Source organism: Bradyrhizobium sp. OAE829 (genome assembly GCF_040546575.1).
Taxonomy (GTDB): Bacteria; Pseudomonadota; Alphaproteobacteria; order Rhizobiales; family Xanthobacteraceae; genus Bradyrhizobium.
Window position 1 is genome coordinate 578,094 of record NZ_JBEPOE010000001.1, and the last position, 25,540, is coordinate 603,633.

Here is a 25,540-nt window from a genome sequence, read left to right on the forward strand (position 1 = left end):
AGTCTGATGATTCCGCAACGCGCACCCATCCTCGAACTGCGAGGGATCACCAAAGCCTTCGGCGGCGTCGAGGCGCTTCGCGGGGTCGATTTTGCGCTGTTCGCCGGCGAGATCCACGGTCTCGTCGGCGAAAACGGCGCGGGAAAAAGCACGCTGATGAAGATCATCGCCGGCGTGCATGCGGAATTCTCCGGCCATTTTGCACTGGATGGGAAGGACACCCGTTTCCGTTCGACCCGCGACGCGCATGCGGCCGGCATCGCCATGGTCCACCAGGAGCTGAGCGTCGCCCCTGATCTGTCGGTGGCCGAAAACGTCTTTCTCGGCACCCAGCCGACCAACCGCTTCGGCCTCGTGCAGTGGCGGCGCATGGCGCGCGAGGCCGGCGAGCAGCTCGCCAAATTCGGCATCGACGTCGATCCAATGTCGCGGCTCGGCGATCTGCCGATCGGCATGCAGCAGCTGATCGAGATCGCCCGCGTCCTGTTCTCGGGCGCCCGCATCGTCATTCTCGACGAGCCGACCTCCGCCCTCTCGCCGCCCGAGGTCGAGCGCCTGTTCGCGACGCTGCGGCGGCTGCGCGACGAGGGTTGCGCCATCGTCTTCATCTCGCATTTCATCGAGGACATCCTGCGCGTCTCGGACACGGTGACGGTGTTCCGCAACGGCCGCAAAGTCGCCGAGACGGAATCCGCCGCGACCAGCAAGGCCGCACTGATCGAGGCCATGATCGGTAAGGGCAGCGAGGCGCTGGGCGAGACCTATACCGACGACATCATGCTGCCGCCGCCGACCGATCGTCCGGCGGTGCTGAAAGCGGACGAGCTCACGCTCGCCCGCAGCCTGCAGGACGTCTCTTTCGAGGCCCGCGGCGGCGAAGTTTTGGGCATCTACGGCTTCATGGGCTGCGGGCAGCTCGAGCTGGCGCGGATCCTGTTCGGCAAGATCAAGCCCGACCGCGGCACGCTGATCGTGGGCGGCGAGCCCAAATCGTTTGCCAGCACGGCGGCGGCGCGGCGCGCCGGCGTCGCCTTCGTTCCCGAAAGCCGCCGCGCCATGCTGTTCCACCAGGAGCCGGTCTACAAGAACATCTCGATCAGCGTGCTGGGCCGGATTTCCGCCCTGTTGCTCAAGCCCGCACGCGAGCGGTCGATCGCCGCCCGCCAAGTCGAGCAGTTGCAGATCAGGCCCGCGGCCGTCGAACTCGAACTCGGCATGCTGTCCGGCGGCAACCAGCAGAAGGTGGCGCTGGCGAAATGGCTGAGTTATCCGCCGCGCTTGCTGGTGCTGTGCGAGCCGACGCGGGGCATGGACGTCGGCGCCAAGAACGACGTCATCAACATCGTCAGGGATCTGCGCGCCAAGGGACTGGCCGTGATCGTGCTTTCGACCGAACCGGAGACGGTGCTGTCGCTGGCCGACCGCATCATCGTCCTCAAGCGCGGCGTAGTCGTGCGCGAATTCGCTCATGAGATGGTCAGCAAGGACCGTCTGCTGCAAGCGGCTTGAGGAGAACTTTGAATGGCGAGCAGTGAAAGCGCGACAGTCCCGGCGGATCGCAAGCGGCCGCGCAGCGTCGGCAGGTTCCTGCGTTCGCAGATGCGCAACATCGCGCCATTCCTGACGCTGATCTGCCTGACCGGCTTCTTTGCCGCCGCCAGTCCGTCGTTTGCGACGCTCGACAATTTCGGCAATATCCTGACCCAGGTTTCGGTGACCGGCATTATCGCCGTCGGCCTCACCTTCGTGATCCTGTGCGCCGAGATCGACCTGTCGATCGCCAGCATCGCCAACGTCACCGGCATCGCGGTCGCCTATTTCACGCTGCAGGAATCCTACGTGAACATCGCCAACGTCCCGATGCCCGGCTGGGCCGCGGTCATGCTGGCGCTCGCGCTCTGCGCCCTGCTCGGCGTCGTCAATGCGTTCGGGCTCACCGTGATCGGCATTCCCTCCTTCATCATGACGCTGGCAATGATGCAGATCGCCGCGGGCATTTCCGCGCTGCTGGTGCGCGGCCAGATCGCCTACAAGGTGCCCGACGTGATCACGACGCTCGGATCGGGATCGGTCGGTGGCGTCCCATGCATCGTGATCGTGGCCGCGCTGATGCTGCTCGGCGGCCATCTGGTGCTGACCTACACCCGCTTCGGCCGCTACGTCTACATGGTCGGCGGCAACCGCGAGGCGGCGGAGTATTCCGGGCTCAACGTCAAGCTCATCCTCGGCAGCGTGATGGTGATCGCGGCGGTCTGCTCGGGCATCGGCGGCATGCTCGGCGTCGCCCATTTCGGCAGCGCGCAGCAGAACGAGTTCGACACCTACCTGCTCGACTCGATCGCCGCCGTCGTGGTCGGCGGCACCAGCCTGTTCGGCGGCCGCGGCGGCATCGGCAACACCGTCGTCGGCCTGTTCGTGCTCGGCGTCCTCAACAACGGCCTCGACCACGTCAACATCGACAGTTTTCTGAAGATCCTGATCCGGGGCCTGATCCTGCTCGCAGCGCTGGTGATCAACGTCTATGCGCAGAAGCTGCGGGAACGGTCGGTCGATTGACGGCGGCGTTCCAGGACGTCATCGTGTCTTTCTAAAGCAGTCGAGCAGCATTCCCATCGCTTCCTTGGTTTGCTTCAACGGAACGACCAGCTTGACTGAACCACGTTCCGTAAGCTTGATCGAGGGCGCCTCCAGAAAAGCTTGAGAGAGCGCGGCATCGAAAGGAGCTACAACTCCTGGTGTTCCTCGATAGCCATACGGCGCCAATTCTCCTCTTCTCCAGTTTCCAAGTACCAGCTCAACGCTGTCGACATACGGTTCCGCGTCGAGGTTCGACGTGAACAACTTTCTAGCTGCCTCAATTACTATGGCTAGTTTCTTGGGCGTCTCGCCACCGACGGTGACGTTGGAAGTGTCGTCATAACCGTGCACGGCCAAACACCCAACGCCAAATCGAGCCGTTGAGATCTTCCAATCACCGATCGTTCCGAATTGTTTGCCGGGCTCTACCAGCACATACCCTGGTTTATTCGCACTATTTGTAACAGAGGCGCTGATAGAGGAGGATTGGGAGTTCGGCGGACTACCAGATGTTGCGACGTGAGACTCAGATGGACAGCGAATGAACTGTTGACTCGGATAGTTTCCTTCCTTGAGTTCAATCTTATCAGGCGTAAGCAGCCGAAGCTTATAGGAACGGCGCCTCAATCCTGGCCGCCCTCCTCCTTCGCCATCGTGATAATAACTGTCAGTCACTTGATACTCGCTCACGCCGATCTTTCGTACGGTCAAATTGTTGACGGTCTCCTCCTCAAGATAACCTCCATTGAACTCTGTTTTTTTCGAGCCGTTGAAAACCAGGAGATTGCCCCTCGGCGCCTTGCGATCCTTAGAATAGGACGCGCACGCTTGAACAGCTTCAATTCCCGCTGGGTCGTTTGCGTTAGCCCACACACCGACAACTGGGTATTCGACGGCCTGCAGGTCCGACGAAAACGCTATAACGAAAACTGCTGCCAAAAGTCTCCTGATCCACATCCCTGCCCTTGCCCTTCATCAAATCACAATTCGATTGATTTCGGTCAAAGTAGCAGCAACGCCTTTTTCTGTCATAGATTGTTGTGGTCTATATGTGCCACTCCGGCTGCCAGTCGCGCACTTCCCGTGCCGCCCGGGTGACGGCACTGATGGAGGCAAACGACGCCGCGTCCACCAGCATCGCCCGCGCAAGGCGCAGGCTCCGCGCTTCGCAGACGGCGCGGCGCTTGGGGTCCTCGATCAGTTCGAAGTCGATATTGTGCGCGAGACCGAGGATGCGGCGAATAATCCTGGCCGCGGCAAACCCGGCCGTTTCGCCAAACAGCCGTGCCATATAGGCCTGCGGTTCGGCCTCAAGGCGCGCCGCGGGAGAGAGCTGTCGGTAGGCGCGGCCTTCTAGGCCGTGAACCCATAGATCTGCCGAGGACGCACATTTGCCAGAGTCCGCATTGCGCCGATGAGCCCGACGTCGTCGGCCCGGACCGTCATATCCGCAACGTGCGAACACCCGACATTGAGCTGGTGTTCGGGCGCCGCCGCGGGCGCTTGCAACGGGCAAACCTGGCCGAGGGCTTTCGCCGAGCTGATATCTTTGTCGATCATATCTTGAAGGACGCCGCCTATTCGGGAATGCCGGCCTTGATCAAGCCCTCCGCGAACACCTCGCAATGGGCGAAGCCGCGCAGATTGTTGCGCAGCACGCCCACCCTCAGCGGTGGCCCGACCTTGTTGCGGCGGGCAGTGAATTCCACCGCCTCCTCGATCAGGCCGAGATGCCCGCAGCAGCTGATGAGCGCATTGTAGTGCCCAGCGAATTCGGCATCGGCGGCGACCGATGCCCGGACATACGGCAGCGCCTCCGCAAAGCGCCGCGCCGCGAGCAACGCCAAACCGTGGATCGTGGTGTAAAGGCCGGCAAAGGAATCCAATGGGCTCATGCGAAGCGCTTTTGCAGTTTCGGCGATCGCATCATCGAAGCGACCCGCCCGCAACAACGCCCAGCCATAAGCCGTGCGCCCGAGCGCGAAGCTGGGATTGAGGTTGAGGGCGGCCTGGTGCTCGGCCAGCGCCCGCTCGTGTTGGCAGGAGGTGCTCAAGTTGAGTCCGACGGTCATGTGGGCCCACGGCTCGCTCTGATCGAGGCGCAACGCCTCATGGGCGTGCAAGGCGCTCTGCCTGTAGCCCTCGGAGCGGTCTTCAACGTAATAGTAGAGCGTGGCCCACCAGATCGCCCAGCTGAGCGTGGCGTGCGCTCGCGCATAGTGCGGGTCGATCTCTATGGCGCGGCGCAGCAAGCGTTGCGCCTCTTCGTTGTGATTGCGGCCAAACTTGTTAATGAGGTCGATCGCGCGGACCACGAGTCCCCAGACATCGACGCTTTCAGGCGGCTGTCGGGCGGCACGATAGCCCTCCTGGGCGTAGAGGTGCGGCTCGATCGCGGCAACGATATTTTCCGTGATCTCGTCCTGGACCGTGAAGATGTCGTGCAGCTGACGATCGTATTTCTCCGCCCAGATGTGCTTGGCCGTCTCCCCATCGATGAGCTGGCCCGTGATGCGGATGCGCTGGCCAGCCGTGCGTACGCTGCCCTCCAGGGCATAGCGCACGCCCAGATCGCGGGCAATTGTCCTCACATCGACGGCTTTGTCTTTGTAGACAAAGGCCGAGTTGCGGGCGATGACGAAGAGCCAGCGAAGCCGGGACAACGCCGTGGTGAGATCCTCGGTGACGCCGTCCGCGAAGTACGCGCGCTCCGGATCGTCACTGAGGTTCGTGAAAGGCAGAACCACGATGGACGGCCTGTCCGGCAATGGCAGAGCTGGCGGAGCCGACGCGGCAGCCGCCGATCCGACGTTGACCCGAAATACCTGCAACGGGTCAGCGATGTTTTTCAAGCGCTGCTCACCCATATCAGCGTACTGGGCGTCGATCTTACCCTTGACCTGTTCGTATGCGGAACGCGACAAGCAGATTCCGCCGGGTTCAGCAATTCCTTCGAGTCGCGCTGCGATATTGACACCATCGCCCAGAATGTCATCGCCCTCGACCAGCACCTCGCCGAGGTTGATGCCGATGCGGTATAGCACGCGCTGTTCCGCGATCAGCTTGGCGTTGCGTCGGGCCATTAGCTTCTGCACTTTGATCGCGCATTCGACCGCTGCCACCACCGATGGGAACTCAATGAGCACGCCGTCGCCCATGGTCTTGAAAATCCGTCCGTCGTGCTTTCCGACGATCGGCCGCATTGCCGCTAGATGGTCACGCAAGCGGCGCGCGGTCCCTGCCTCGTCCAAGCCCATGAGTCGGCTGTAACCAGCCACATCGGCGGCAAGGATCGCTGCAAGCCTGCGTTCAACCCGCTGCTGTGCCATGGACTGCTCTCCAGGCTACGGCTTGCGGCACTGTACCACAATGAGCGCGCGGCTATCACCAAAGGGGCGATATCTGATTCTGCCGCCGCCTTTAGGAGGTATGTCTGTTATGGGTCATTCGCAACCGGGTCGAACCAGCAGCAGTCCGCAATCCGCCGAAAGCGGAAGTGGACCACGCCCTAGCCAGCCGCTAGTCCTTACCCACTGAAATCCGGCCGCCAGTCGCGCATTTCTCGTGCCGCTTTCGTCACATCGCCGGTCGTGCGGAATGACGACGATTCCACCATCATGGCACGTGCGAGACGCAGGCTTCGCGCTTCGCAGACGGCGCGGCGCTTCGGGTCCTCGATCAGTTCGAAGTCGATATTGTGCGCGAGACCGAGGATGCGGCGGATGATCTTGGCCGCGGCAAACCCGACGGTGTCGCCAAACAGCTTCGCCATATAGGCCTGCCGCTCGGCCTCGAGGCGAACAGCACCGTCCGCGCCGGCAAACAGCGATGGCGGATAGGCGTCGCCCTTCGCCTCCGCGCGCCACAACTCGACGAATTTTCGCGCGAACTCCGTCCACACGCGCTCGACCGTCTCCAGCAGCCATGCCTCAAAGGCACGCCGGTCGCCAGGCGAACTTTCGTGGCCGCTGGAGGCGAGATAGCCCATCAGGAGGTTTGCGATGACGGCGCCGATATCGAACCCCATCGGCCCATAGAACGCGAACTCGGGATCGATTACGCGGGTCTCACGCTCGGTCACCATGATCGAGCCGGTATGGAGGTCGCCGTGGATCAGCGCTTCCGGCGAGGCCATGAACTTCAGCTTGAGCCTGGAGATCGCGACATGCAGGTCGAGGTCGTCGCGAAAGCTTGCAGCGGTCCTATCCAGCCAGGGCTGTGTCCAGCGGTTCTGTTCGGCGACGCGGTAGGGATCGGTGAAGATCAGGTCTTCGGTGATCTTGCACAGCGCATGATTTCCGGCAAAGGCGGCAATGCCGTCCTTCTTTTCCGCGGCGGGGACCGCGAGGTCGGAGCTGAAGAACAGCGTTCGCGCCAGAAAATTCGTGATGTCGTCGACGAAGCGCGGATAACTGGTGCCGGCCACCAGCCCCTTGCGCATGATGATATGCGGCTCGAGAAACTCCATAGCGATCAGGGCGAGCGCCTCGTCGTGGTGGAGCACCGCCGGCACCAGGGCGGGCGCCAGCCGGGCCTGATGGGTCAGCGCCAGATGTTCATAGTGCGAGCGCGACAGCGGCAGCGGCCAGCTCTCGCCGACCAGGCGAACATAGGGCAGCGCCTGCTTGACGGCGATGCTGCCAGCCCCGCCGCGCACGATGAAGACGAGGTTGAGATTGCCGTCGCCGACCTCGCTGATCGACCAGGTTGCCGGCGAGCCGCCAAGCTGGCTTGCGATCGCGGGAAGCTGCGCAAGATAGTCGCGCAGATCGGCTTCGCGCAGAATTCGGTATTGCTCCGGCCGGGGGATATCCAACGGTCGCTCGTGTGCGGTCATCGGTCGTCGCCTCCGGTTGTTGACGCCTGAGCTTCGGTCTCAATCCCGCTCGAGGAAGTTGGAACCGATGTCAGCCTTTTTCTTGATCGGATCGTAGTCGCAATAGACGCTGTCGGCGACCAGCGTGTAGCTCGCGATGATCGTGTCCTTGTTGAGCTTGACCGAATTCAGGCCGATCGCCGCGGTCTGTTTGCCGCCGGTCCATTTGAACGGCGTCGAGCTCTGCGCTTTCTCGCAGGCCACGACGGCGTCGGGAAAGACCGCCTGTTCGACGAAGGCTTTGACCGTTCGAAGCTGGTTCAGCGTCTTCCAGTTCATGTAGAACGACCCGCCAAGGCCGGCGGCGAGCAGGATCACCAGAGCAATCATGATGCGTTGAAAAGTCATTTCTGTTCTCCCGCCAAGCTAATGCCTGGCCTCGCCGCGCCGCAAAATGTGCATGACGCGCCCCTCTGCTCTAGAACGGCATCCCCATCAACTTGGACAACCGCTCGATATTGAGAAAACCCTGATAATAGGCCCACATCGCGATGGCGAAAATCACCGCCGATATGATCGTGGTCCAGATCAGCTTGCGGCCCATCCGCGCCATGATAGGCGCGCCGGGATCGGTACCGGGGGGGCCCTCGCCGTCCTCGTGCTGGCTGCGCACGCCGAACGGCAGCGTCACGAACAGCACGACCCACCACAACACGAAGTAGATCGCGAACATCGTCGAGATGTTATAGGCCATGCGGATCAGGCCTGTTCGATTTCGACGAGCGCGCCGGAAAAATCCTTCGGATGAAAGAACAGCACCGGCTTGCCGTGGGCGCCGATCTTGGGCACGCCGTCACCGAGCACCCGCGCGCCCTCGCTGATCAGCTTGTCGCGCGCCGCGATGATGTCGGGCACGTCGTAGCAGATGTGATGGATGCCGCCGTCGGCGTTGCGCTCGACGAATTTGGCGATCGGCGAGGCGTCGCCGAGCGGCTGGATGAACTCGATCTTGGTGTTGGGCAGCGTCACGAACACGGTGATGACGCCATGCTCCGGCAACGGCACCGCGCCGGAGATTTCGGCGCCGAACGCGCCGCCATAAATCCTGGCCGCCTTCTCGGCGTCCTTGACCGCGATCGCGACATGATTGAGCCGGCCCAGCATCGTTGCTCCTCCCCTAGTACCCAATTCCGCGGAACACGCGCTAGATCGTCAGCACATGCACGAGGCAGATCGGCTTCTTGCCCCAATGTTCGTTCAGCACCGCACGCACCGCGCGGCGTACCGATTCCGCTGTCGCGTCCGCATCGCGCCGCCGCGCCCGCGGCAGGCCTTCCACGGTCGATACCACCACATCGAACACGATGTCGTCGAGGGGCTCGCCGGCCGTATTCTTCTCGGGGATGCCGACCAGATCGACCTCGGGATCGTCGGCCAGCTCGCCCTTGTCGGTCATCGCGATCGCCACGAAGGCACAGCCGGCAAATCCCATCCGCCGCCGCTCCACCACGGCGCGCGACTTGGAATCTTCCAGGATGGTGCCATCCTTGTAAATCCGGCCCGAAGGTAGTTGGTCGATGATGCCGGGGTCGCCGGGGCCGAGCTTGACCAGGTCGCCGTTGCGGCAAATCAGGACTTTGGGGACACCGGCCGTGCGTGCCAGCTTGGCGTGCTCGGACAGATGCAGCGCTTCGCCATGCACGGGGATCAAGAGCTGCGGACGCACCCAGGAGATCATGTCGCGCAGCTCGTCGCGGCGCGGATGGCCGGAGACATGGACCAGATCGGTGCGGTCGGTGATGACCTCGATGCCCTGCGTGACCAGGCCGTTGATGATGCTGCCGACCGCCTTCTCGTTGCCCGGAATGGTGCGCGAGGAGAAGATCACGCAGTCGCCCTTGTTCAGCGTCACCTGCGGATGGTCGTCATTGGCAATGCGCGCCAGCGCCGCGCGCGGCTCGCCCTGGCTTCCCGTGCACAGCGCCAGCACCTTGTCCGGCGGGAAATGGCCGTAAAGGTCGGCTCCGCGGAAACTCTGGACGCCGTCGAGATAACCGGTTTCGCGTGCGACCTGCACCACCCGTTCCATGGCGCGGCCGACCACAACCACTTCGCGGTCGGCGGCCTTGGCGGCATCCGCGACCGCCTTCAGGCGCGCGACGTTGGAGGCGAAGGTGGTGACGGCGACCCGGCCCTTGGCGGCCTTTACCAATTTCGTAATTGTCGCGGCGACCTCGGTTTCCGAGGGCGAGCGCCCGTCCCGTACCGCATTGGTGGAATCGCCGACCAGCGCCAGCACGCCCTCGTCGCCCAGTTCGCGCAGGCGCCGCTCGTCGGTCGGCAGCCCGATGATCGGCGTCGGATCGATCTTCCAGTCGCCGGTGTGCAGCACGGTGCCGACCGAAGTGTGGATCGCCAGCGCGTGCGATTCCGGAATCGAATGCGCGACCGGGATGAATTCGACGTTGAACGGACCGAGATGGACACGCCCCCCTGAAGGCACCACCGTGACCGGGATTTTTGGCGGGTTGCGTTCGGCCGCCAGTTTGGCCTCGAACAGGGCCGCGCTGAACTTGGTCGCGTAGATCTTGCATTGCAGCTTCGGCCAGAGATCGATGATGGCGCCGAAATGATCCTCATGGGCGTGCGTCAGCACCAGCCCCATCAAATTCTTGCGTTCCTTCTCCAGGAAGCGGATGTCGGGCATGATCAGGTCGATACCCGGCAGATGTTCCTCGTCACCAAAGGAGACGCCGAGATCGACCGCAAGCCAGGACCGCTCGTGGCGGTTGCCGAGCCCGTAGATCGACAGGTTCATGCCGATCTCGCCGACGCCGCCGAGTGGCGCAAAGGTCAGTTCATCTGGTCTAGCCATCAGGCAGCTCCCACGGAGGCCGCCGAGCCAAAATAAACCTCGCCCGCGGCGATCGGGAGGTGCTTGCCTTCTGCGGTCCGGACGATCAGGCAGCCGCCTTCATCTATCGTGTCGAACGTGCCTGCGATAGTCGCCGTTCCGGTCTGGATGGCGACCGGCTCGCCGAGGCCGGCGGCGCGCGCCAGCCACAGCCGGCGGATTTCAGCAAAACCGCGACCATTGTCCCAGATGCCGCGGAATTCGACCCAGGCGTCCGACAGCACGGCGAACAGCTCCTCGGCGCCGACATGGACACCTAGCGCCGCCAGCGAAATGGCCGGCGTCGGCGTGCCCGTGGGGGCTGCGACCACATTGGTGCCGATGCCGACCACGACGGCCAGCCGGTTGCCCGCGACAGCTTCGGCTTCGAGTGAAATACCGACCAGCTTCTGCTTCTCGACCAGCACGTCGTTCGGCCATTTCAGCTGGAATTTCAATGGGTCAGAGCCGGCCCTTCGCAGATTGGCTTCGATGCTCACCTGCTGCAGGGCGCTTGCAATCGCGAGCCCGGCGGCAAAGCCCAATGTCGCGGCGGTTGCGGGCGGGACGTCGATGACTTCGAGAACGCTGCTGGCGAGGTTGCCGCGCGGCGCGATCCAGGCGCGCTGGCGCCGTCCCTTTCCGGCCGTCTGCTCCGTCGTGACGAACCAAGTCGATCCGGGCTCGCCGCTGCGGGCGTGCGCCATGGCCTCGGTATTGGTCGAGCCGACCTGATCGAAGGCGGCGAGACGGTAACCCGCCGATGTGGCCCGGGGACCGAGCGCGAAGGCCATTTAAAAGAGCGACTTCGCCGCGGCCGCGGCCACGCTGACCAGCAGCCCCGGATAGACGAAGAAGAAGATCGTGAAGACGCCGGTGATCGCCAGCACCACGCGCAATTCGGTGCGCATCGGATCAAGCTCGCCCGCCGGCTCGTCGAAATACATCACCTTGATGATACTGAGATAGTAGAACGCGCCCACGACGCTGGCGAGCACGCCGACCACGGCGAGCGTGAACAGGCCTGCCTTGATCGCGGCGACGAACACGTACCATTTGGCGAAGAAGCCCGCGAGCGGCGGAATGCCGGCCAGCGAGAACAGCAGCATCGCAAAGAAGAAGGCGAGCAGCGGATTGGTGCGCGACAGACCGGCAAAGTCGCTGATCTGCTCCATCGGCTGGCCGTTGCGCTTCATGGTCAGGATGACCGAGAAAGTGCCGAGCGTCATCGCGACATAGATCGCGATATAGACCAGCACGCCCTGCGCGCCCTCGACGGTGCCGGACGCGAGCCCGACCAGCGCAAAACCCATATGGCCGATCGACGAATAAGCCATCAGTCGCTTGATGTTCTTCTGCCCGATGGCGGCAAACGAGCCCAGCACCATCGAGGCGATCGCCACGAACACGATGATCTGCTGCCATTGCGAGACGATGCCCGGGAATGCCGTCAGCGCCACGCGCGTAAACACCGCCAAGGCCGCCACCTTCGGCGCAGAGGCAAAGAACGCGGTTACAGGCGTCGGCGCGCCCTCATAGACGTCGGGCGTCCACATGTGGAACGGCACGGCGGATACCTTGAAGCAGAGGCCGGCGAGCAGGAACACCAGGCCGAATACGAGCCCGATATTGCCGGTTTTCGCAGCCGCCGCGATGCCGGCGAAGCTGACGGTGCCGGTAAAGCCGTAGATCAGCGAGGCGCCGTACAGCAGCATGCCCGACGACAGCGCGCCCAGCACGAAATATTTCAGGCCGGCTTCGGTGGATTTGGCGTTGTCGCGGTTGCTGGCGGCGACCACGTAGAGCGCCAGCGACATCAATTCGAGCCCGAGATAGAGCATGATCAGGTCGCCGGCCGAGATCAGCACCATCATGCCGAGGCTCGAGAGCAGCACCAGGATCGAGAATTCAAAGGTCCGCCGCGACGGATCGGAGAGGAATTCGGCCGACAGGATCAGGGTCGCGCCCGAGCCGATCAGCGCCAGAATTTTCAGGAAGCGCGCGAAATCGTCGACGATGAAGCTGCCGCCGAAGGTCGTGAGCTTGCCAGCCGGCAGCATCAGTTCCAGCGCGCCGGTCACCACCAGCAGGCATATCGCAAGGGTGGTGACGAGGCGGGTCGTCCCCTCGCCGCCGCGATAGGCGCCGAGCATCAGCAGAGCCATGGCACCCGCGGCCAGCACCAGCTCCGGCAACACCGGCAGCAACTGATAACCTGCACTCTGGAAGCTCATGGAGGTGGCCTTACTGGATCAACGCGGCTGCCTTCACGGCAGTCACGGCGGTGTTGTAATTGTTGACGAGTTGCTGAACCGAGGCCGCCGACATGTCGAGCACCGGCTTCGGATAGACGCCGAACAGGATGGTGAGGAACACCAGCGGGAACAGCATCAAGCCTTCGCGGAACGTGAGGTCCTTGATGCTGGCCAGAGCCGGTTTTGTGAGCGTGCCGAACACCACCTTGCGATAAAGCCAGAGCGCGTAGCCCGCCGACAGGATCACACCGAACGTGGCGAAGGTCGCGGTCGGGATCGAGACCTTGAAGGTGCCGAGCAGCGTCATGAATTCACCGACGAAGCCCGACGTGCCGGGCAACCCGACATTGGCCATGGTGAACACCATGAACACCAGCGCGTAGAGCGGCATCCGGTTCACCAGCCCCCCGTAAGCGGCGATTTCGCGGGTGTGCATGCGGTCGTAGACGATGCCGACGCAAAGGAACAGCGCGCCGGAGACGATGCCGTGCGAGATCATCTGGAACACGCCGCCGGCCACGCCCTGCGTGGTGCCGGCGAAAATGCCCATGGTGACGAAGCCCATATGCGCCACCGACGAATAGGCGATCAGCTTCTTGATGTCTTCCTGCATCAACGCCACCAGCGAGGTGTAGATGATCGCGATCGCCGACAGCGAGAAGACGATCCAGGCGAAATCATGCGACGCCAGCGGGAACATCGGCAGCGAGAACCGCAGGAAGCCGTAGCCGCCCATCTTCAGCAGGATCGCGGCCAGGATCACCGAGCCCGCGGTCGGCGCCTCGACGTGCGCGTCCGGCAACCAGGTGTGCACCGGCCACATCGGCATCTTCACCGCGAACGATGCAAAGAACGCCAGCCATGCCCAGGTTTGCAGGGAGCGCGGCACGGCGGTGTGCATCAGCGTCGGGATATCGGTCGTGCCGGCGTTCCAGTACAGCGCCATGATGGCGAGCAGCATCAAGACCGAGCCGAGCAGCGTGTAGAGGAAGAACTTGAAGGACGCGTAGACCCGGCGCGGGCCGCCCCAGACGCCGATGATCAGGAACATCGGGATCAGGCCGCCCTCGAAGAACAGGTAGAACAGCACGAGGTCGAGCGCCGAGAAGGTGCCGATCATCAGCGTTTCCAAGAGCAGGAACGCCATCATGTATTCGCGCACCCGCATCGTCACCGACTTCCAGCTCGCGATGATGCAGAGCGGCATCAGGGCGGTGGTCAGGATCACGAACGGCAGTGAAATGCCGTCGACACCCATGTGGTAGGTGATGCCGCTCGCCAGCCACGACGCCTTTTCGATGAACTGGAAGTCCGGATTGGTCGCATCGAAGCGCCAGACCAGGATCAGCGAGATTGCAAAGGTGACCAGCGTGGTCCACAGCGCGATCCAGCGCGAGTTGCTTCGCGCCGCATCATCGTCGCCGCGGCTGATGTAGATCACCAGCGCGCCGAACAGCGGCAGGAAGGTGACGACCGAGAGAATGGGCCAGGTTGTCATCACTGGCCTCCCAAGCCGAACATGAACCAGGTGATTAGTCCGGCGACCCCGATCAGCATCGCGAACGCGTAGTGATAGAGATAGCCGGTTTGGATCTTCACGACGTTGCGGGTGACATCGAGCACCCGCGCGGAAATGCCGTCGGGGCCGAAGCCGTCGATGACGTAGCCATCGCCCTTCTTCCACAGGAAGTGGCCGATCCACTTGGCCGGGCGAACGAAGATCAGGTCATACAGCTCGTCGAAATACCATTTGTTGAGCAGGAACTGGTAGAGCATCGGGTGCTGATTGGCGAGTTCGACCGGCAGATAGGGCCGGCGAATATAGAAGACGTAGGAGATGTAGGCGCCCACCACCATCATCACGGTCGGCAGATACGCGATCCACGCCGGGATGTGGTGCATCTCTTCGATGATGTTCGGGTGCATCTTCAGGGATTCACGGAAGAACTCGGCCACGCCATGGCCTGCGAACAATTCCTTGAACGGGAAGCCGGCCAGGATCGATCCGGCGGCGAGGACGCCGATCGGGACCAGCATCCACAGCGGCGCCTCGTGGGCGGCTTCATAATGCTCCTGGTCGTGCGGCTCGCCGTGGAAGGTCTTGAAGATCAGACGCCAGGAATAGAACGAGGTCAGGCCGGCTGCGACCACCGTCATCAGGAAGCCGTACATCGCGAACGGATTATGCGAGACGAACGCGGATTCGATGATCGCATCCTTGGAGAAATAGCCGGCGGTGAGCGGGAATCCGGTCAATGCCAGCGTGCCGATCACCATCACGATATAGGTGAAGGGAATCCGGTCCTTCAGCCCGCCCATGTTGCGGATGTCCTGCTCGTGATGCATCGCGTAGATCACCGAGCCGGAGCCCAGGAACAGCAGCGCCTTGAAGAAGGCGTGCGTGAACAGATGGAAGATGCCGACCGAATAGGCCCCTGCCCCCATCGCCACGAACATGTAGCCGAGCTGCGAACAGGTCGAGTAAGCGACGATGCGTTTGATGTCGTTCTGCACGAGGCCGATCGTCGCCGCAAAGAAGGCGGTGGTGGCGCCGAAGAACATCACGACGGCCTGCGCGTTCGGCGCCAGCTCGAACAGCGGCGACAGGCGCGCCACCATGAACACGCCGGCGGTGACCATGGTTGCGGCATGGATCAGCGCCGAGACCGGCGTCGGGCCTTCCATGGCGTCCGGCAACCAGGTGTGCAGCAGGAACTGGGCGGACTTGCCCATCGCGCCCATGAACAGCAAGAGGCAGGTCAGCGTCAGCGCGTCGGCATGCCAGCCGAACACGTCGATGGTCTTGCCGGCGAGCCCCGGCGCGCCCGCGAAGATGGTCTCGAAATCGGTGGTCTTGAGCAGCATGAAAACGGCGAAGATGCCGAGCGCGAAGCCGAAATCGCCGACGCGGTTGACTACGAAGGCCTTGATCGCCGCCGCATTGGCCGTCGGCTTCTGGTACCAGAACCCGATCAGCAGATAGCTGGCGAGACCAACGCCTTCCCAGCCGAAGAACATCTGGACCAGATTGTCCGAGGTCACCAGCATCAGCATCGCGAAGGTGAACAGCGACAGATAGGCAAAGAAGCGCGGCCGGTGCGGATCCTCGTCCATGTAGCCGATGGAATAAAGATGCACGAGCGCCGAGACCGTGTTGACCACGACCAGCATCACCGCGGTCAGCGTATCGACGCGCAGCGACCATGCGACCTGCAGATCGCCGGAATTGATCCAGGGGAACAGCGCAATGCGGGCGTCATGGTGCATGAAGCCGACATCGACCAGCGTGACCCAGGAAAGGGCAGCCGAAATCATCAAGAGGCCGGTCGTGATCAGTTCCGCCGCGCGCGAGCCTGCCGCCGGCGGCTCGGACACGTGGTGGTCGTCATGGCCGTGGTCATCGTGGCCATGGTCGTCATGGGCAGCCGCCGCATGCGCGTGCGCGTCGTGCCCATGGCCGTCATCATGATGTTCGACGGTGTCGCCGCTCGGGTTGCGCGCATGCGCCCCGAACAGCGCAATCAGGCCGGCCAGAATGGCGCCCAGCAGCGGCAGAAAGACGATTGCCTGAATCATAGCTGCGCCTAGCCCTTCATCAAATTAACGTCTTCAACCGCGATCGAACCGCGGTTGCGGAAGTACACCACCAGCACGGCGAGACCGATCGCCGCTTCCGCGGCCGCGACCGTCAGCACCAGCAGCGCAAACACCTGGCCGACGATGTCGCCGAGGAAGGTGGAGAACGCCACCAGGTTGATGTTGACCGAAAGCAGGATCAGCTCGATCGACATCAGGATGACGATGATGTTCTTGCGGTTGAGGAAGATGCCGAGGATCCCGAGCGTGAACAGGATGGCGCCGACCGAGAGGTAGTGTCCGAGCCCGATCGTCATTTCACCCACTCCGCCGCGTCCGCGTCCTGCAGGCCCTGGCCCGCGGCCACCTTGCGCACGCTCATCGCAAGCTCGGGCGTCCGCGCGTTCTGCACGTTGATGTCCTGCCGCTTGACGCTGACCTTGTGGCGCAGCGTCAGCACGATGGCGCCGATCATCGCGACCAGCAGCACCATGCCGGCGAGCTGGAAGTAATGGATGTACTTCGTATAGAGCACGAGGCCGAGCGCCTCGGTGTTGCTGATATTGGCCGGAATCGCCGCCGTGATGTTCTTGGTCACGGACGGATTGATCGCCCAGCCGCCGACAACAAGCAGAAGCTCGAACACGAAGATGCCGCCGATCACAAGCCCGATCGGCAGATATTGCATGAAGCCTTCGCGCAGCTCGACGAAGTCGACGTCGAGCATCATGATCACGAACAGGAACAGCACCGCGACCGCGCCGACATAGACCACGATCAGCATCATGCCGAGGAATTCGGCGCCCATCAGGATGAACAGGCCCGAGGCGTTGACGAAGGCCAGGATCAGATACAGCACGGAGTGCACGGGATTGCGCGAGACAATCACCATCACCGCCGACGCCACGCAGATGCCGGCGAACAGGTAGAAGAACAGCGCGGGAAGGATCATGCCCTCACCTCACCGGTACGGCGCGTCGAGTTCGATCGATTTCGCAATCTCTCGCTCCCAACGGTCGCCATTGGCGAGCAATTTCGCCTTGTCATAATAGAGTTCCTCGCGGGTCTCGGTCGCGAATTCGAAATTCGGTCCCTCGACGATGGCATCGACCGGGCAGGCTTCCTGGCACAGGCCGCAATAGATGCATTTCACCATGTCGATGTCGTAGCGCACGGTACGACGGGTGCCGTCGTTGCGGCGCGGCCCGGCCTCGATGGTGATGGCCTGCGCCGGGCAGATCGCCTCGCACAGCTTGCAGGCGATGCAGCGCTCTTCGCCGTTCGGATAGCGGCGCAGCGCATGCTCGCCGCGGAAGCGCGGCGAGATCGGGCCCTTCTCGAACGGATAGTTCAGCGTCGGCTTCGGCTTGAAGAAGTAGCGCATGGCGAGGAAGAACGCCGATACGAACTCGGTCAGGAGAAGCGAGCGGGCTGTTGCGTTGATATTGACACTCATAGCGACCTCATTTCGGCGCGAGCCCCGCGAATTGCAGAACTCCGGCGACGATCACCACCATCGCCAGCGACAGCGGCAGGAACACCTTCCAGCCGAGCCGCATCAGTTGATCGTAGCGGTAGCGCGGCACGATCGCCTTCGCCATCGCGAACATGAAGAACATGAAGAACACTTTCAGCGCGAACCAGATGATCCCGGGCACCCAGGTGAACGGTGCGTAGGGAACCGGCGGCAGCCAGCCGCCCAGAAACAGGATCGTCGCCAGCGCGCACATCGTGGTGATCGCGACGTACTCGCCGAGCATGAACAGCAAATACGGCGTCGAGCCGTATTCGGTCATGAAGCCCGCGACCAGTTCGGATTCCGCTTCAACCAGATCGAACGGCGGCCGGTTGGTTTCGGCCAGCGCCGAGACGTAGAAGATTACGAACATCGGAAACAGCGGCAGCCAGTACCAGCCGAGCAGCCCGAACCTGGTGTTCTGGGCCTGCACCACGTCCGTCAGGTTCAGCGAGCCCACGCACAACAACACCGTGATGATGACGAAGCCGATCGAGACTTCGTAGGACACCATCTGCGCCGCGGAACGCAGCGCGGCGAGGAACGGGTATTTCGAGTTCGACGACCAGCCGGCCATGATGATGCCGTAGATCGACAGCGACGAGATCGCAAAGATGTAGAGCACGCCGACATTGATATTGGCGATCACCCAGCCGAAATCCATCGGGATCACGGCCCAGGCCGCCAGCGCCAGCACGCAACTGACCAGCGGCGCGAGCAGGAACACGCCCTTGTTGGAGCCGGAGGGAATAACCGGCTCCTTCAGCACGAACTTGAGCAGGTCGGCGAAGGATTGCAGCAGGCCCCAGGGGCCGACGACGTTGGGACCCCTGCGGATCTGCACCGCCGCCCAGATCTTGCGGTCGGCAAGCAGGATGTAGGCGATCGCGATCAGCAGCACGACCAGCAACAGCAGGCTCTGCGCGACCATGATGATCAGCGGCCAGAGGAAACCGGTCCAGAACGAGCTTGCGAAGAATTCAGCCATCAGGTCACGCTCACTCCGCTGCCGTCAGCATTTGCCCGGACGCCAGGCGCGAACATTCCGCCATCACCGCCGACGCGCGCGCGATCGGGTTGGTGAGGTAGAAATCCTCGACGGACGTCTTGAACGGCGTCTTCTCGACGCTGCCGCCCTTGCCGGCCAGCGCCTTCACCTCTTCCGGCTTACCGGGCTCGATCTGGTCGATCCGGATCAGATGCGGCACGGCCTTGAAGAGCTCCTGCCGCAACGCCTGAAGCGAGTCATAGGGCAGCTTCTGGCCCAGCACATCCGACAGCGCACGGACGATCGCCCAGTCCTCGCGCGCCTCGCCCGGCGGGAACGCGGCACGGTTGGCAATCTGCGCCCTGCCCTCGGTGTTGACGTAGATGCCGGATTTCTCGGTATAGGCCGCGCCCGGCAAAATGACGTCAGCGCGATGTGCGCCGCGATCGCCATGGGTACCAATATAGACCACGAAGGTCCCGTCCGGCACCTTGACGTCATCGGCGCCGAGCAGGAACAGCACGTCGAGCGTGCCGAAGGTCGTCATTTGCGCGAGATTCAGGCTGCCCTTGCCGGCCGCAAAGCCGATATCGAGCGCACCCGCGCGCGACGCCGTGTCCTGCAACACGCCAAAGCCGTTCCAGCCGTCTTTCAGCGCGCCGCAATCCACGGCGAGCTTGGCCGTGAGCGCCAGTACCGCGGCGCCGTCATGGCGCGCCAGCGAACCGGCGCCGACCAGCACGATCGGGTTCTTGGCACCCTTGAGCACCTCGGCGAAGGAATGCTTGCCGGCCGCGAGGTCACCGAGCGAATCCGTGCCGGCGCCGAGATAATCGTAATCATAGGTCAGGTCGGCCTTGGCGCCGATCACGCCGACCTTGAGCCTGCCCGTGCGCCAGCGCTTGCGGATGCGGGCGTTGAGGACGGCGGCTTCCTTGCGCGGGTTCGATCCCACGATCAGCAGCGCGTCGGCCTGCTCGATCCCGGCGATGGTCGGGTTGAAGATGTAGGACGCGCGGCCGGCGCTGGGATCGAAGGCGTCGCCGCCCTGCACCGCGAGATTGCTTGAGCCGCACTTCGCCAGCAACTCCTTCAGCGCGAACATTTCTTCGACCGCGGCAAGGTCGCCTGCAATCGCGCCGATCCGCTTGCCGTCGATCCGGCCGGTCTTGGCGGCGATCGCCGCAAACGCTTCAGACCACGATGCAGCGCGGAGCTGGCCGTTCTGGCGGATATAGGGCCGGTCGAGCCGCTGCGTCCGCAGGCCGTCGACGATGTGACGGGTCTTGTCGGAAATCCATTCCTCGTTCACGGCCTCGTTGATGCGCGGCAGGATCCGCATCACCTCGCGGCCGCGGGTATCGACCCGGATCGCGGAGCCGACGCCGTCCATCACGTCGACCGACTGGGTCTTGCCGAGCTCCCAGGGCCGCGCCGCAAAGGCATAGGGCTTGGAGGTCAGCGCGCCGACCGGGCAGATATCGACGAGATTGCCCTGCAGTTCCGAAGTCAGCGCCGATTCCAGGTAGGTCGTGATCTCCATGTCCTCGCCGCGGCCGGTCGCGCCCATTTCCGGCGCGCCGCAGACTTCGGCGGAGAAACGGACGCAGCGCGTGCACTGGATGCAGCGGTTCATCGAAGTCTTGACCAGCGCGCCCAGATATTTGTCCTCGACCGCACGCTTGTTCTCGGCAAAGCGCGAGGTATCGACGCCGTAGCCCATCGCCTGGTCCTGCAGGTCGCACTCGCCGCCCTGATCGCAGATCGGGCAATCCAAGGGATGGTTGATCAGCAGGAATTCCATCACGCCTTCGCGCGCCTTCTTCACCATCGGCGAACGCGTCGAGATTTCCGGCGGCTCGCCCTTGGGACCGGGACGGCAATCGCGCACGCCCCAGGCGCAGCTGGCGACCGGCTTCGGGCCACCCTTCACCTCGACGAGGCACATCCGGCAATTGCCGGCGATCGACAGCCGCTCGTGGTAGCAGAAGCGCGGAATTTCGGCGCCCGCGGCCTCACACGCCTGCAGCAGCGTGTACTCCGGGGGGACATCGATCTCTTTGCCATCGACGATGAGTTTGGTCATTGCGCTCTCAAGTCTTTCCGAGCTTGCAGTCGGGTGGTGTAACGCTTGCGGTCTTCAGCGACGCCTTGATCCATTGCTGGGTCTCGGCGCCATAAGTGGCGAGATAGGCCGGCTGCGCCGCGTTCTTCTCGCACAGGAACGGCAGATGCGGCTTCAGGTCGTAATCGCAGGAAGCCAGCCACTCGCGCTTTCCCGCGAACGCGCCGAGCGCTTCCTCACAGGCGTAGAGGAAGTACGTGACAAAACTCTCGTACTGGACCTGCTCGTCGCGGCCGCCGGCCTTGATCTTGTCGTAGTCCGGCTGCGCGAATTTCGGATTCTTGAACGCCAGATCGGTGTAGCCCAGAAACGCCTGCCGCGCGCTGGTCGCGCGGTTGCCGGTGCGGATCTCGTTGATCTGGAGCAGGATCGCAACAAAGCCGAGCAGCGCAACGGTCGCCTGCGCCATCTGCGCAAGCGTCCCGTATCTCTGCCACCAGAAGCTCGGTTGCGACATCGACATCACTCCGCCGCGACCATGTTGACGGGGTCACGCACGCCGATATCGTCGATATCGGCCTTGTGCGAATACTGGTCGATACGCTCTTCGATCTCGTGACGGAAATGCGCGATCAGGCCCTGGATCGGCCACGCCGCGGCATCGCCCAGCGCGCAGATGGTGTGGCCTTCGACCTGTTTTGTCACCTCCAGCAGCATGTCGATTTCGCGCTTGTGGGCGCGGCCGTCGGCCATGCGCGTCAGCACCCGCCACATCCACCCGGTGCCTTCGCGGCACGGCGTGCACTGGCCGCAGCTCTCATGCTTGTAGAAATAGGAGATGCGCGCGATTGCCCGGATCAGATCGGTCGACTTGTCCATCACGATCACCGCCGCGGTGCCGAGGCCGGAGCGCAGCTTGCCGAGGCTGTCGAAATCCATCGGCGTATCGATGATCTGTTCGGCCGGCACCATGCGTACCGACGAGCCGCCGGGGATGACAGCCTTGAGATTGTCCCAGCCGCCGCGAATGCCGCCGCAATGGCGCTCGATCAGCTCGCGGAACGGAATCCCCATCGCCTCTTCGACGTTGCAGGGCCGCTCGACATGACCGGAAATACAAAACAGCTTGGTGCCGACATTGTTCGGCCGGCCGATCGCCGCGAACCATGCCGCGCCACGGCGCAGGATGTCGGGCGCGACCGCAATCGACTCGACGTTGTTGACGGTGGTCGGGCAGCCATAGAGACCGACATTGGCCGGGAATGGCGGCTTCAGCCGCGGCTGGCCTTTCTTGCCCTCGAGGCTTTCCAAGAGCGCGGTCTCTTCGCCGCAGATATAGGCGCCGGCGCCATGCGCGACATAGATGTCGAACGGCCAGCCGTTGAGGTTGTCCTTGCCGACCAGCTTGGCGTCATAGGCCTGGTCGATCGCGGCCTGCAGATGTTCGCGCTCCCGGATGAATTCGCCGCGCACATAGATGTAGCAGGCATGCGCGTTCATCGCGAAGCTCGCGAGCAGGCAGCCTTCGACCAGAAGATGCGGGTCGTGCCGCATGATCTCGCGGTCCTTGCAGGTGCCGGGCTCGGATTCGTCGGCATTGACGACGAGATAGCTCGGCCGGCCGTCGGTGGATTCCTTGGGCATGAACGACCATTTCAGCCCGGTCGGGAAACCTGCGCCGCCGCGCCCGCGCAGGCCGGAGGCCTTCATCTCGTTGATGATCCAGTCGCGGCCCTTGTCGATGATCGCCTTGGTGCCGTCCCAGGCGCCGCGGCGGCGTGCACCCTCGAGGCCCCAATCGTGCAGGCCGTAGAGATTCTTGAAGATGCGATCCTTGTCGTCGAGCATGACCAGAACTTCCCGGGATCAACGTTTGGACTGAGAGTAAGCGAGCCCCGCGGCGCATCCGCCGAAGGTCAGCGCCCACAACAAAGCGGAATCGAACGAGGCGTTCAGCGCGTAGCGCTGCAGCAGAAAAATGAACGTGGCCGCGGCCAGGGCGTGAAGCGTCATCAACTGCCAGGTCTTCATCGCAGCGGCCCTCCCCGGCCCGCCCGTTCGCAACGTGCGATCGCGCGTCATGTGGTTTCCTTCAGCGTCGTCGGTCCGCCCACCGGCGCCGAGAACTGACGGTCGATCTGCGGTCCGGGCTTCGGCGGATTGCCGGAGGCGAAGCCATCCAGCACCTTGCCGAAGTTCTCCTTGTTGAGGTCCTCGTAGGTGTCCTTCCAGATCAGCACCATCGGCGCGTTGACGCAGGCGCCCAGGCACTCGACCTCTTCCCAGCTGAAATTGCCGTCCTTTGACAGATGGAAGGGGTCGTGATGGATGCGGCTCTGGCACACTTTGATGATGTCTTCCGCGCCCCGCAGGCGGCACGGCGTGGTGCCGCAGACCTGGACATGGGCTTTCTTGCCGACCGGCTGCAGCTGGAACATGGTGTAGAAGGTAGCAACCTCGAGCACGCGGATGTAGGGCATATCCAGAAGGTCGGCGACCGCGCGGATCGCGGCTTCCGAAACCCAGCCCTCGTGCTGCTCCTGCACGCGCCACAGGATCGCGATTACCGCGGACGCCTGGCGTCCGGGCGGATATTTCTCGATCTGCTTTTTCGCCCAGGCGAGGTTCTCATCGGAGAACGTAAAGCTCGCGGGCTGCAGGTCCTTTGGTGCAAGGCGGCGGACGGACATCGTTCAGTCTCTCATTGCGCGCGGGGCTGCGGCTTTCGCATTGAGCGCATTGATCCGGTCGAGCCAGAATGCGCTTGCGGTGCCGAACACGTTGTAGCCGACGTGGGTTGAAACCTTGATGCGATCGAGGATGGAAAGGTCGGTCACGGTTTCAAGGCGATTGCTGCGCGGATCGTAGACGATCAGCTTCAGCGGGGTCTGGTCGAGGATGTAGCGCGACACGGTATGCTGGGGATCGTTGCCGTGCTCCTCGCACAGGATCACGCTGTCGGCTTCCAGCAGCCGCTTGCCGCCCTTCATGGCCTCAATCTCGACGCCTTCGACGTCGAGCTTGATCAGGAATTTTCCGTTGGCCGTAACCTTGCCGTCGTCGATCAGATTGTCGAGCGCGATCACCGGCACTTCCTCGCCAGCGCTCTGGTCGCCGGCGATGCTGAAGGCTTCATGCTTGGTGCCGCTCAATCGCGCGGTGCCGCGCGCGGCGCCGATCGCGCATTTCATCGCCTCGAAGCGGTTGCCGTTGAGTCTGGCGTTGTTGGCCAGCTTCGGGAAATTCTGCCCCGACGGCTCGATCGCGATCGCCTTGTGCGAACCGAACGGCTTGCTCGAGACCAGCACCGACCAGTAGCCGTAATTGGCGCCGCAATCGAGCAGCGTGTAGTCGACGTCGGCAGAATGCCTGAACAGCAATTCGAGTTCGTCCTCATAGGCGAACGTGCGGTTGAGCAGCTTGCTCCAGTACCCGTCGCCATAGGGGAATGCGAACGTCGCGTCCGAATTCAGCCGGACGTCGATGTCGCGTGCGGGCAACGTCCTGCGCAGGAGATTGGCGCACATGTTGTAGCCGCGATGCGAGAAGTTAGACGATATTTTCGATCCCAGCGTCAGCGCCACCGCAGCCAGCCGTTCCCACGGGTTGGCGCCTTCAAGCGCACCCGAAGCCCGGTCAAACTGGATGGGCGGCTGCGCCATCACCGATCGACCTCTCCGAACACGATGTCGAGCGAGCCGAGGATGGCCGAGACGTCGGCGAGCAGATGGCCCTTGCAGATGTGGTCCATCGCCTGCAGATGGGCAAAGCCCGGCGCGCGGATCTTGCACTTGTAGGGCTTGTTGCTGCCGTCGGCGACCAGGTAGACGCCGAACTCGCCCTTCGGCGCCTCGACCGCGGCGTAGACTTCGCCGGCCGGCACGCGAACGCCCTCGGTATAGAGCTTGAAGTGATGGATCAGCGCTTCCATCGAGCGCTTCATCTCGCCGCGCCGCGGCGGCGCGATCTTGTTGTCCTCGACGACGACCGGCCCCTGCCCGTCCGGCGCCCGCAGCTTGGCGATGCACTGCTTCATGATGCGCACTGACTGGCGCATCTCTTCCATCCGGATGCAGTAGCGGTCGTAGCAGTCGCCGTTCTTGCCGATCGGAATGTCGAAATCCATCTCGGCGTAGCATTCGTAAGGCTGCGCCTTGCGCAGATCCCAGGCCGCGCCGGAGCCGCGCACCATCACGCCGGAAAAGCCCCACTCCCAGGCTTCCTTCAGCGGCACCACGCCGATGTCGACGTTGCGCTGTTTGAAGATGCGGTTGCCGGTGAGCAGCGTTTCGAGGTCGGCGACGACCTGCAAGAAAGGATCGCACCAGGCGTCGATGTCGTCGATCAGTTTTGGCGGCAGATCCTGATGCACCCCGCCGAGACGGAAATAGGCCGCATGCATGCGCGAGCCCGAGGCGCGCTCATAGAACACCATCAGCTTTTCGCGTTCTTCAAAACCCCACAGCGGCGGGGTCAGCGCGCCGACGTCCATCGCCTGCGTGGTGACGTTGAGCAGATGCGACAGGATGCGGCCGATCTCGCTGTAGAGCACGCGGATCAACTGGCCGCGGCGCGGCACCGTGATGCCGAGCAGCTTTTCCGCGGCGAGACAGAATGCATGCTCCTGATTCATCGGCGCGACGTAATCGAGCCGGTCGAAATACGGGATCGCCTGCAGATAGGTTTTTTGCTCGATCAGCTTTTCCGTGCCGCGATGAAGCAGGCCGATATGCGGATCGACGCGGGCGACGACTTCGCCGTCCAACTCCAAAACTAAGCGCAGGACGCCATGCGCCGCAGGATGCTGCGGCCCGAAATTGATCGTGAAATTTCGAAGATTTTGCTCGTTCATGG

Annotated in this window: 25 protein-coding genes and 1 pseudogene; 2 read left to right on the forward strand and 24 right to left on the reverse strand. The window is 63.1% G+C overall.

Annotation, left to right across the window (positions count from 1 at the left end; translation table 11 throughout):
* Positions 1-6 precede the first annotated feature (6 nt).
* Together ABIE49_RS02660 and ABIE49_RS02665 are read left to right on the forward strand one after the other, a co-directional pair.
* A complete protein-coding gene (locus tag ABIE49_RS02660) occupies positions 7-1,509 on the forward strand; it encodes a sugar ABC transporter ATP-binding protein (protein WP_192733433.1) in 1,503 nt (500 codons plus the stop codon).
* Between the two features lie 12 nt (positions 1,510-1,521).
* Positions 1,522-2,556, forward strand: coding sequence for an ABC transporter permease (locus ABIE49_RS02665; protein ID WP_192733434.1), 1,035 nt, complete (start codon positions 1,522-1,524; stop codon positions 2,554-2,556).
* Between the two features lie 18 nt (positions 2,557-2,574).
* Here ABIE49_RS02665 and ABIE49_RS02670 read toward each other — a convergent pair whose 3' ends face one another.
* The 24 genes and pseudogenes from ABIE49_RS02670 to ABIE49_RS02785 form a co-directional block, all read right to left on the reverse strand.
* Positions 2,575-3,516 (reverse strand): hypothetical protein, encoded by a 942-nt coding sequence (locus ABIE49_RS02670; RefSeq protein ID WP_192733435.1) that lies wholly within the window; start codon positions 3,514-3,516, stop codon positions 2,575-2,577.
* Between the two features lie 106 nt (positions 3,517-3,622).
* A pseudogene (locus ABIE49_RS02675) lies at positions 3,623-3,952 on the reverse strand (S-methyl-5-thioribose kinase); the annotation flags it as partial.
* Positions 3,931-4,137 (reverse strand): hypothetical protein, encoded by a 207-nt coding sequence (locus tag ABIE49_RS02680; protein ID WP_192734283.1) that lies wholly within the window; start codon positions 4,135-4,137, stop codon positions 3,931-3,933. The gene ABIE49_RS02680 and the pseudogene ABIE49_RS02675, both read right to left, overlap by 22 nt.
* A gap of 17 nt (positions 4,138-4,154) precedes the next feature.
* Positions 4,155-5,906, reverse strand: coding sequence for an adenylate/guanylate cyclase domain-containing protein (locus ABIE49_RS02685; RefSeq protein WP_192733436.1), 1,752 nt, complete (start codon positions 5,904-5,906; stop codon positions 4,155-4,157).
* A gap of 197 nt (positions 5,907-6,103) precedes the next feature.
* Entirely contained in the window at positions 6,104-7,414 is a 1,311-nt protein-coding gene (mtnK, locus tag ABIE49_RS02690) for an S-methyl-5-thioribose kinase (protein ID WP_192733437.1), read from the reverse strand.
* Positions 7,415-7,453: 39 nt separating this feature from the next.
* On the reverse strand, positions 7,454-7,801 hold the full coding sequence (locus tag ABIE49_RS02695; protein WP_192733438.1) for a hypothetical protein: 348 nt from the start codon (positions 7,799-7,801) through the stop codon (positions 7,454-7,456).
* Between the two features lie 70 nt (positions 7,802-7,871).
* Entirely contained in the window at positions 7,872-8,147 is a 276-nt protein-coding gene (locus tag ABIE49_RS02700; protein WP_192733439.1) for a DUF1467 family protein, read from the reverse strand.
* A 5-nt stretch (positions 8,148-8,152) separates the two neighbouring features.
* Positions 8,153-8,557, reverse strand: coding sequence for a methylmalonyl-CoA epimerase (gene mce / locus ABIE49_RS02705; RefSeq protein ID WP_192733440.1), 405 nt, complete (start codon positions 8,555-8,557; stop codon positions 8,153-8,155).
* A gap of 40 nt (positions 8,558-8,597) precedes the next feature.
* Positions 8,598-10,268, reverse strand: coding sequence for a ribonuclease J (locus ABIE49_RS02710; RefSeq protein ID WP_192733441.1), 1,671 nt, complete (start codon positions 10,266-10,268; stop codon positions 8,598-8,600).
* Entirely contained in the window at positions 10,268-11,080 is an 813-nt protein-coding gene (locus ABIE49_RS02715; RefSeq protein WP_192733442.1) for a biotin--[acetyl-CoA-carboxylase] ligase, read from the reverse strand. Before ABIE49_RS02715 ends, ABIE49_RS02710 begins: the two co-directional genes overlap by 1 nt.
* Positions 11,081-12,520, reverse strand: a complete 1,440-nt coding sequence (nuoN, locus tag ABIE49_RS02720) for an NADH-quinone oxidoreductase subunit NuoN (protein WP_192733443.1) — start codon at positions 12,518-12,520, stop codon at positions 11,081-11,083.
* 10 nt (positions 12,521-12,530) lie between these two features.
* Positions 12,531-14,039: an NADH-quinone oxidoreductase subunit M gene (locus ABIE49_RS02725; protein WP_192733444.1), complete on the reverse strand. Its 1,509-nt coding sequence runs from the start codon at positions 14,037-14,039 to the stop codon at positions 12,531-12,533.
* Positions 14,039-16,117 (reverse strand): NADH-quinone oxidoreductase subunit L, encoded by a 2,079-nt coding sequence (nuoL, locus tag ABIE49_RS02730; RefSeq protein WP_192733445.1) that lies wholly within the window; start codon positions 16,115-16,117, stop codon positions 14,039-14,041. Before nuoL ends, ABIE49_RS02725 begins: the two co-directional genes overlap by 1 nt.
* Before the next feature lie 8 nt (positions 16,118-16,125).
* Complete coding sequence (gene nuoK / locus ABIE49_RS02735; RefSeq protein ID WP_028162793.1) at positions 16,126-16,434, reverse strand: NADH-quinone oxidoreductase subunit NuoK; 309 nt, start codon at positions 16,432-16,434, stop codon at positions 16,126-16,128.
* On the reverse strand, positions 16,431-17,069 hold the full coding sequence (locus ABIE49_RS02740; protein ID WP_192733446.1) for an NADH-quinone oxidoreductase subunit J: 639 nt from the start codon (positions 17,067-17,069) through the stop codon (positions 16,431-16,433). Before ABIE49_RS02740 ends, nuoK begins: the two co-directional genes overlap by 4 nt.
* 9 nt (positions 17,070-17,078) lie before the next feature.
* Entirely contained in the window at positions 17,079-17,573 is a 495-nt protein-coding gene (gene nuoI, locus ABIE49_RS02745; protein WP_192733447.1) for an NADH-quinone oxidoreductase subunit NuoI, read from the reverse strand.
* 7 nt (positions 17,574-17,580) lie between these two features.
* Positions 17,581-18,621 (reverse strand): NADH-quinone oxidoreductase subunit NuoH, encoded by a 1,041-nt coding sequence (nuoH, locus tag ABIE49_RS02750; protein WP_192733448.1) that lies wholly within the window; start codon positions 18,619-18,621, stop codon positions 17,581-17,583.
* 10 nt (positions 18,622-18,631) lie between these two features.
* Positions 18,632-20,707, reverse strand: a complete 2,076-nt coding sequence (gene nuoG, locus ABIE49_RS02755; protein ID WP_192733449.1) for an NADH-quinone oxidoreductase subunit NuoG — start codon at positions 20,705-20,707, stop codon at positions 18,632-18,634.
* 7 nt (positions 20,708-20,714) lie between these two features.
* On the reverse strand, positions 20,715-21,203 hold the full coding sequence (locus ABIE49_RS02760; RefSeq protein ID WP_192733450.1) for a hypothetical protein: 489 nt from the start codon (positions 21,201-21,203) through the stop codon (positions 20,715-20,717).
* Positions 21,204-21,208: 5 nt separating this feature from the next.
* The gene (gene nuoF, locus ABIE49_RS02765) at positions 21,209-22,534 is read right to left on the reverse strand and encodes an NADH-quinone oxidoreductase subunit NuoF (RefSeq protein ID WP_192733451.1); all 1,326 of its coding nucleotides are present in this window, start codon (positions 22,532-22,534) and stop codon (positions 21,209-21,211) included.
* 18 nt (positions 22,535-22,552) lie between these two features.
* Positions 22,553-22,768: a hypothetical protein gene (locus ABIE49_RS02770; protein ID WP_192733452.1), complete on the reverse strand. Its 216-nt coding sequence runs from the start codon at positions 22,766-22,768 to the stop codon at positions 22,553-22,555.
* The gene (gene nuoE / locus ABIE49_RS02775) at positions 22,765-23,376 is read right to left on the reverse strand and encodes an NADH-quinone oxidoreductase subunit NuoE (RefSeq protein WP_192733453.1); all 612 of its coding nucleotides are present in this window, start codon (positions 23,374-23,376) and stop codon (positions 22,765-22,767) included. The genes ABIE49_RS02770 and nuoE overlap by 4 nt, the downstream gene beginning before the upstream one ends.
* Before the next feature lie 3 nt (positions 23,377-23,379).
* Positions 23,380-24,348, reverse strand: coding sequence for an FkbM family methyltransferase (locus ABIE49_RS02780; RefSeq protein ID WP_192733454.1), 969 nt, complete (start codon positions 24,346-24,348; stop codon positions 23,380-23,382).
* Complete coding sequence (locus ABIE49_RS02785) at positions 24,348-25,538, reverse strand: NADH-quinone oxidoreductase subunit D (protein ID WP_192733455.1); 1,191 nt, start codon at positions 25,536-25,538, stop codon at positions 24,348-24,350. The genes ABIE49_RS02780 and ABIE49_RS02785 overlap by 1 nt, the downstream gene beginning before the upstream one ends.
* Between the last annotated feature and the right edge of the window lie 2 nt (positions 25,539-25,540).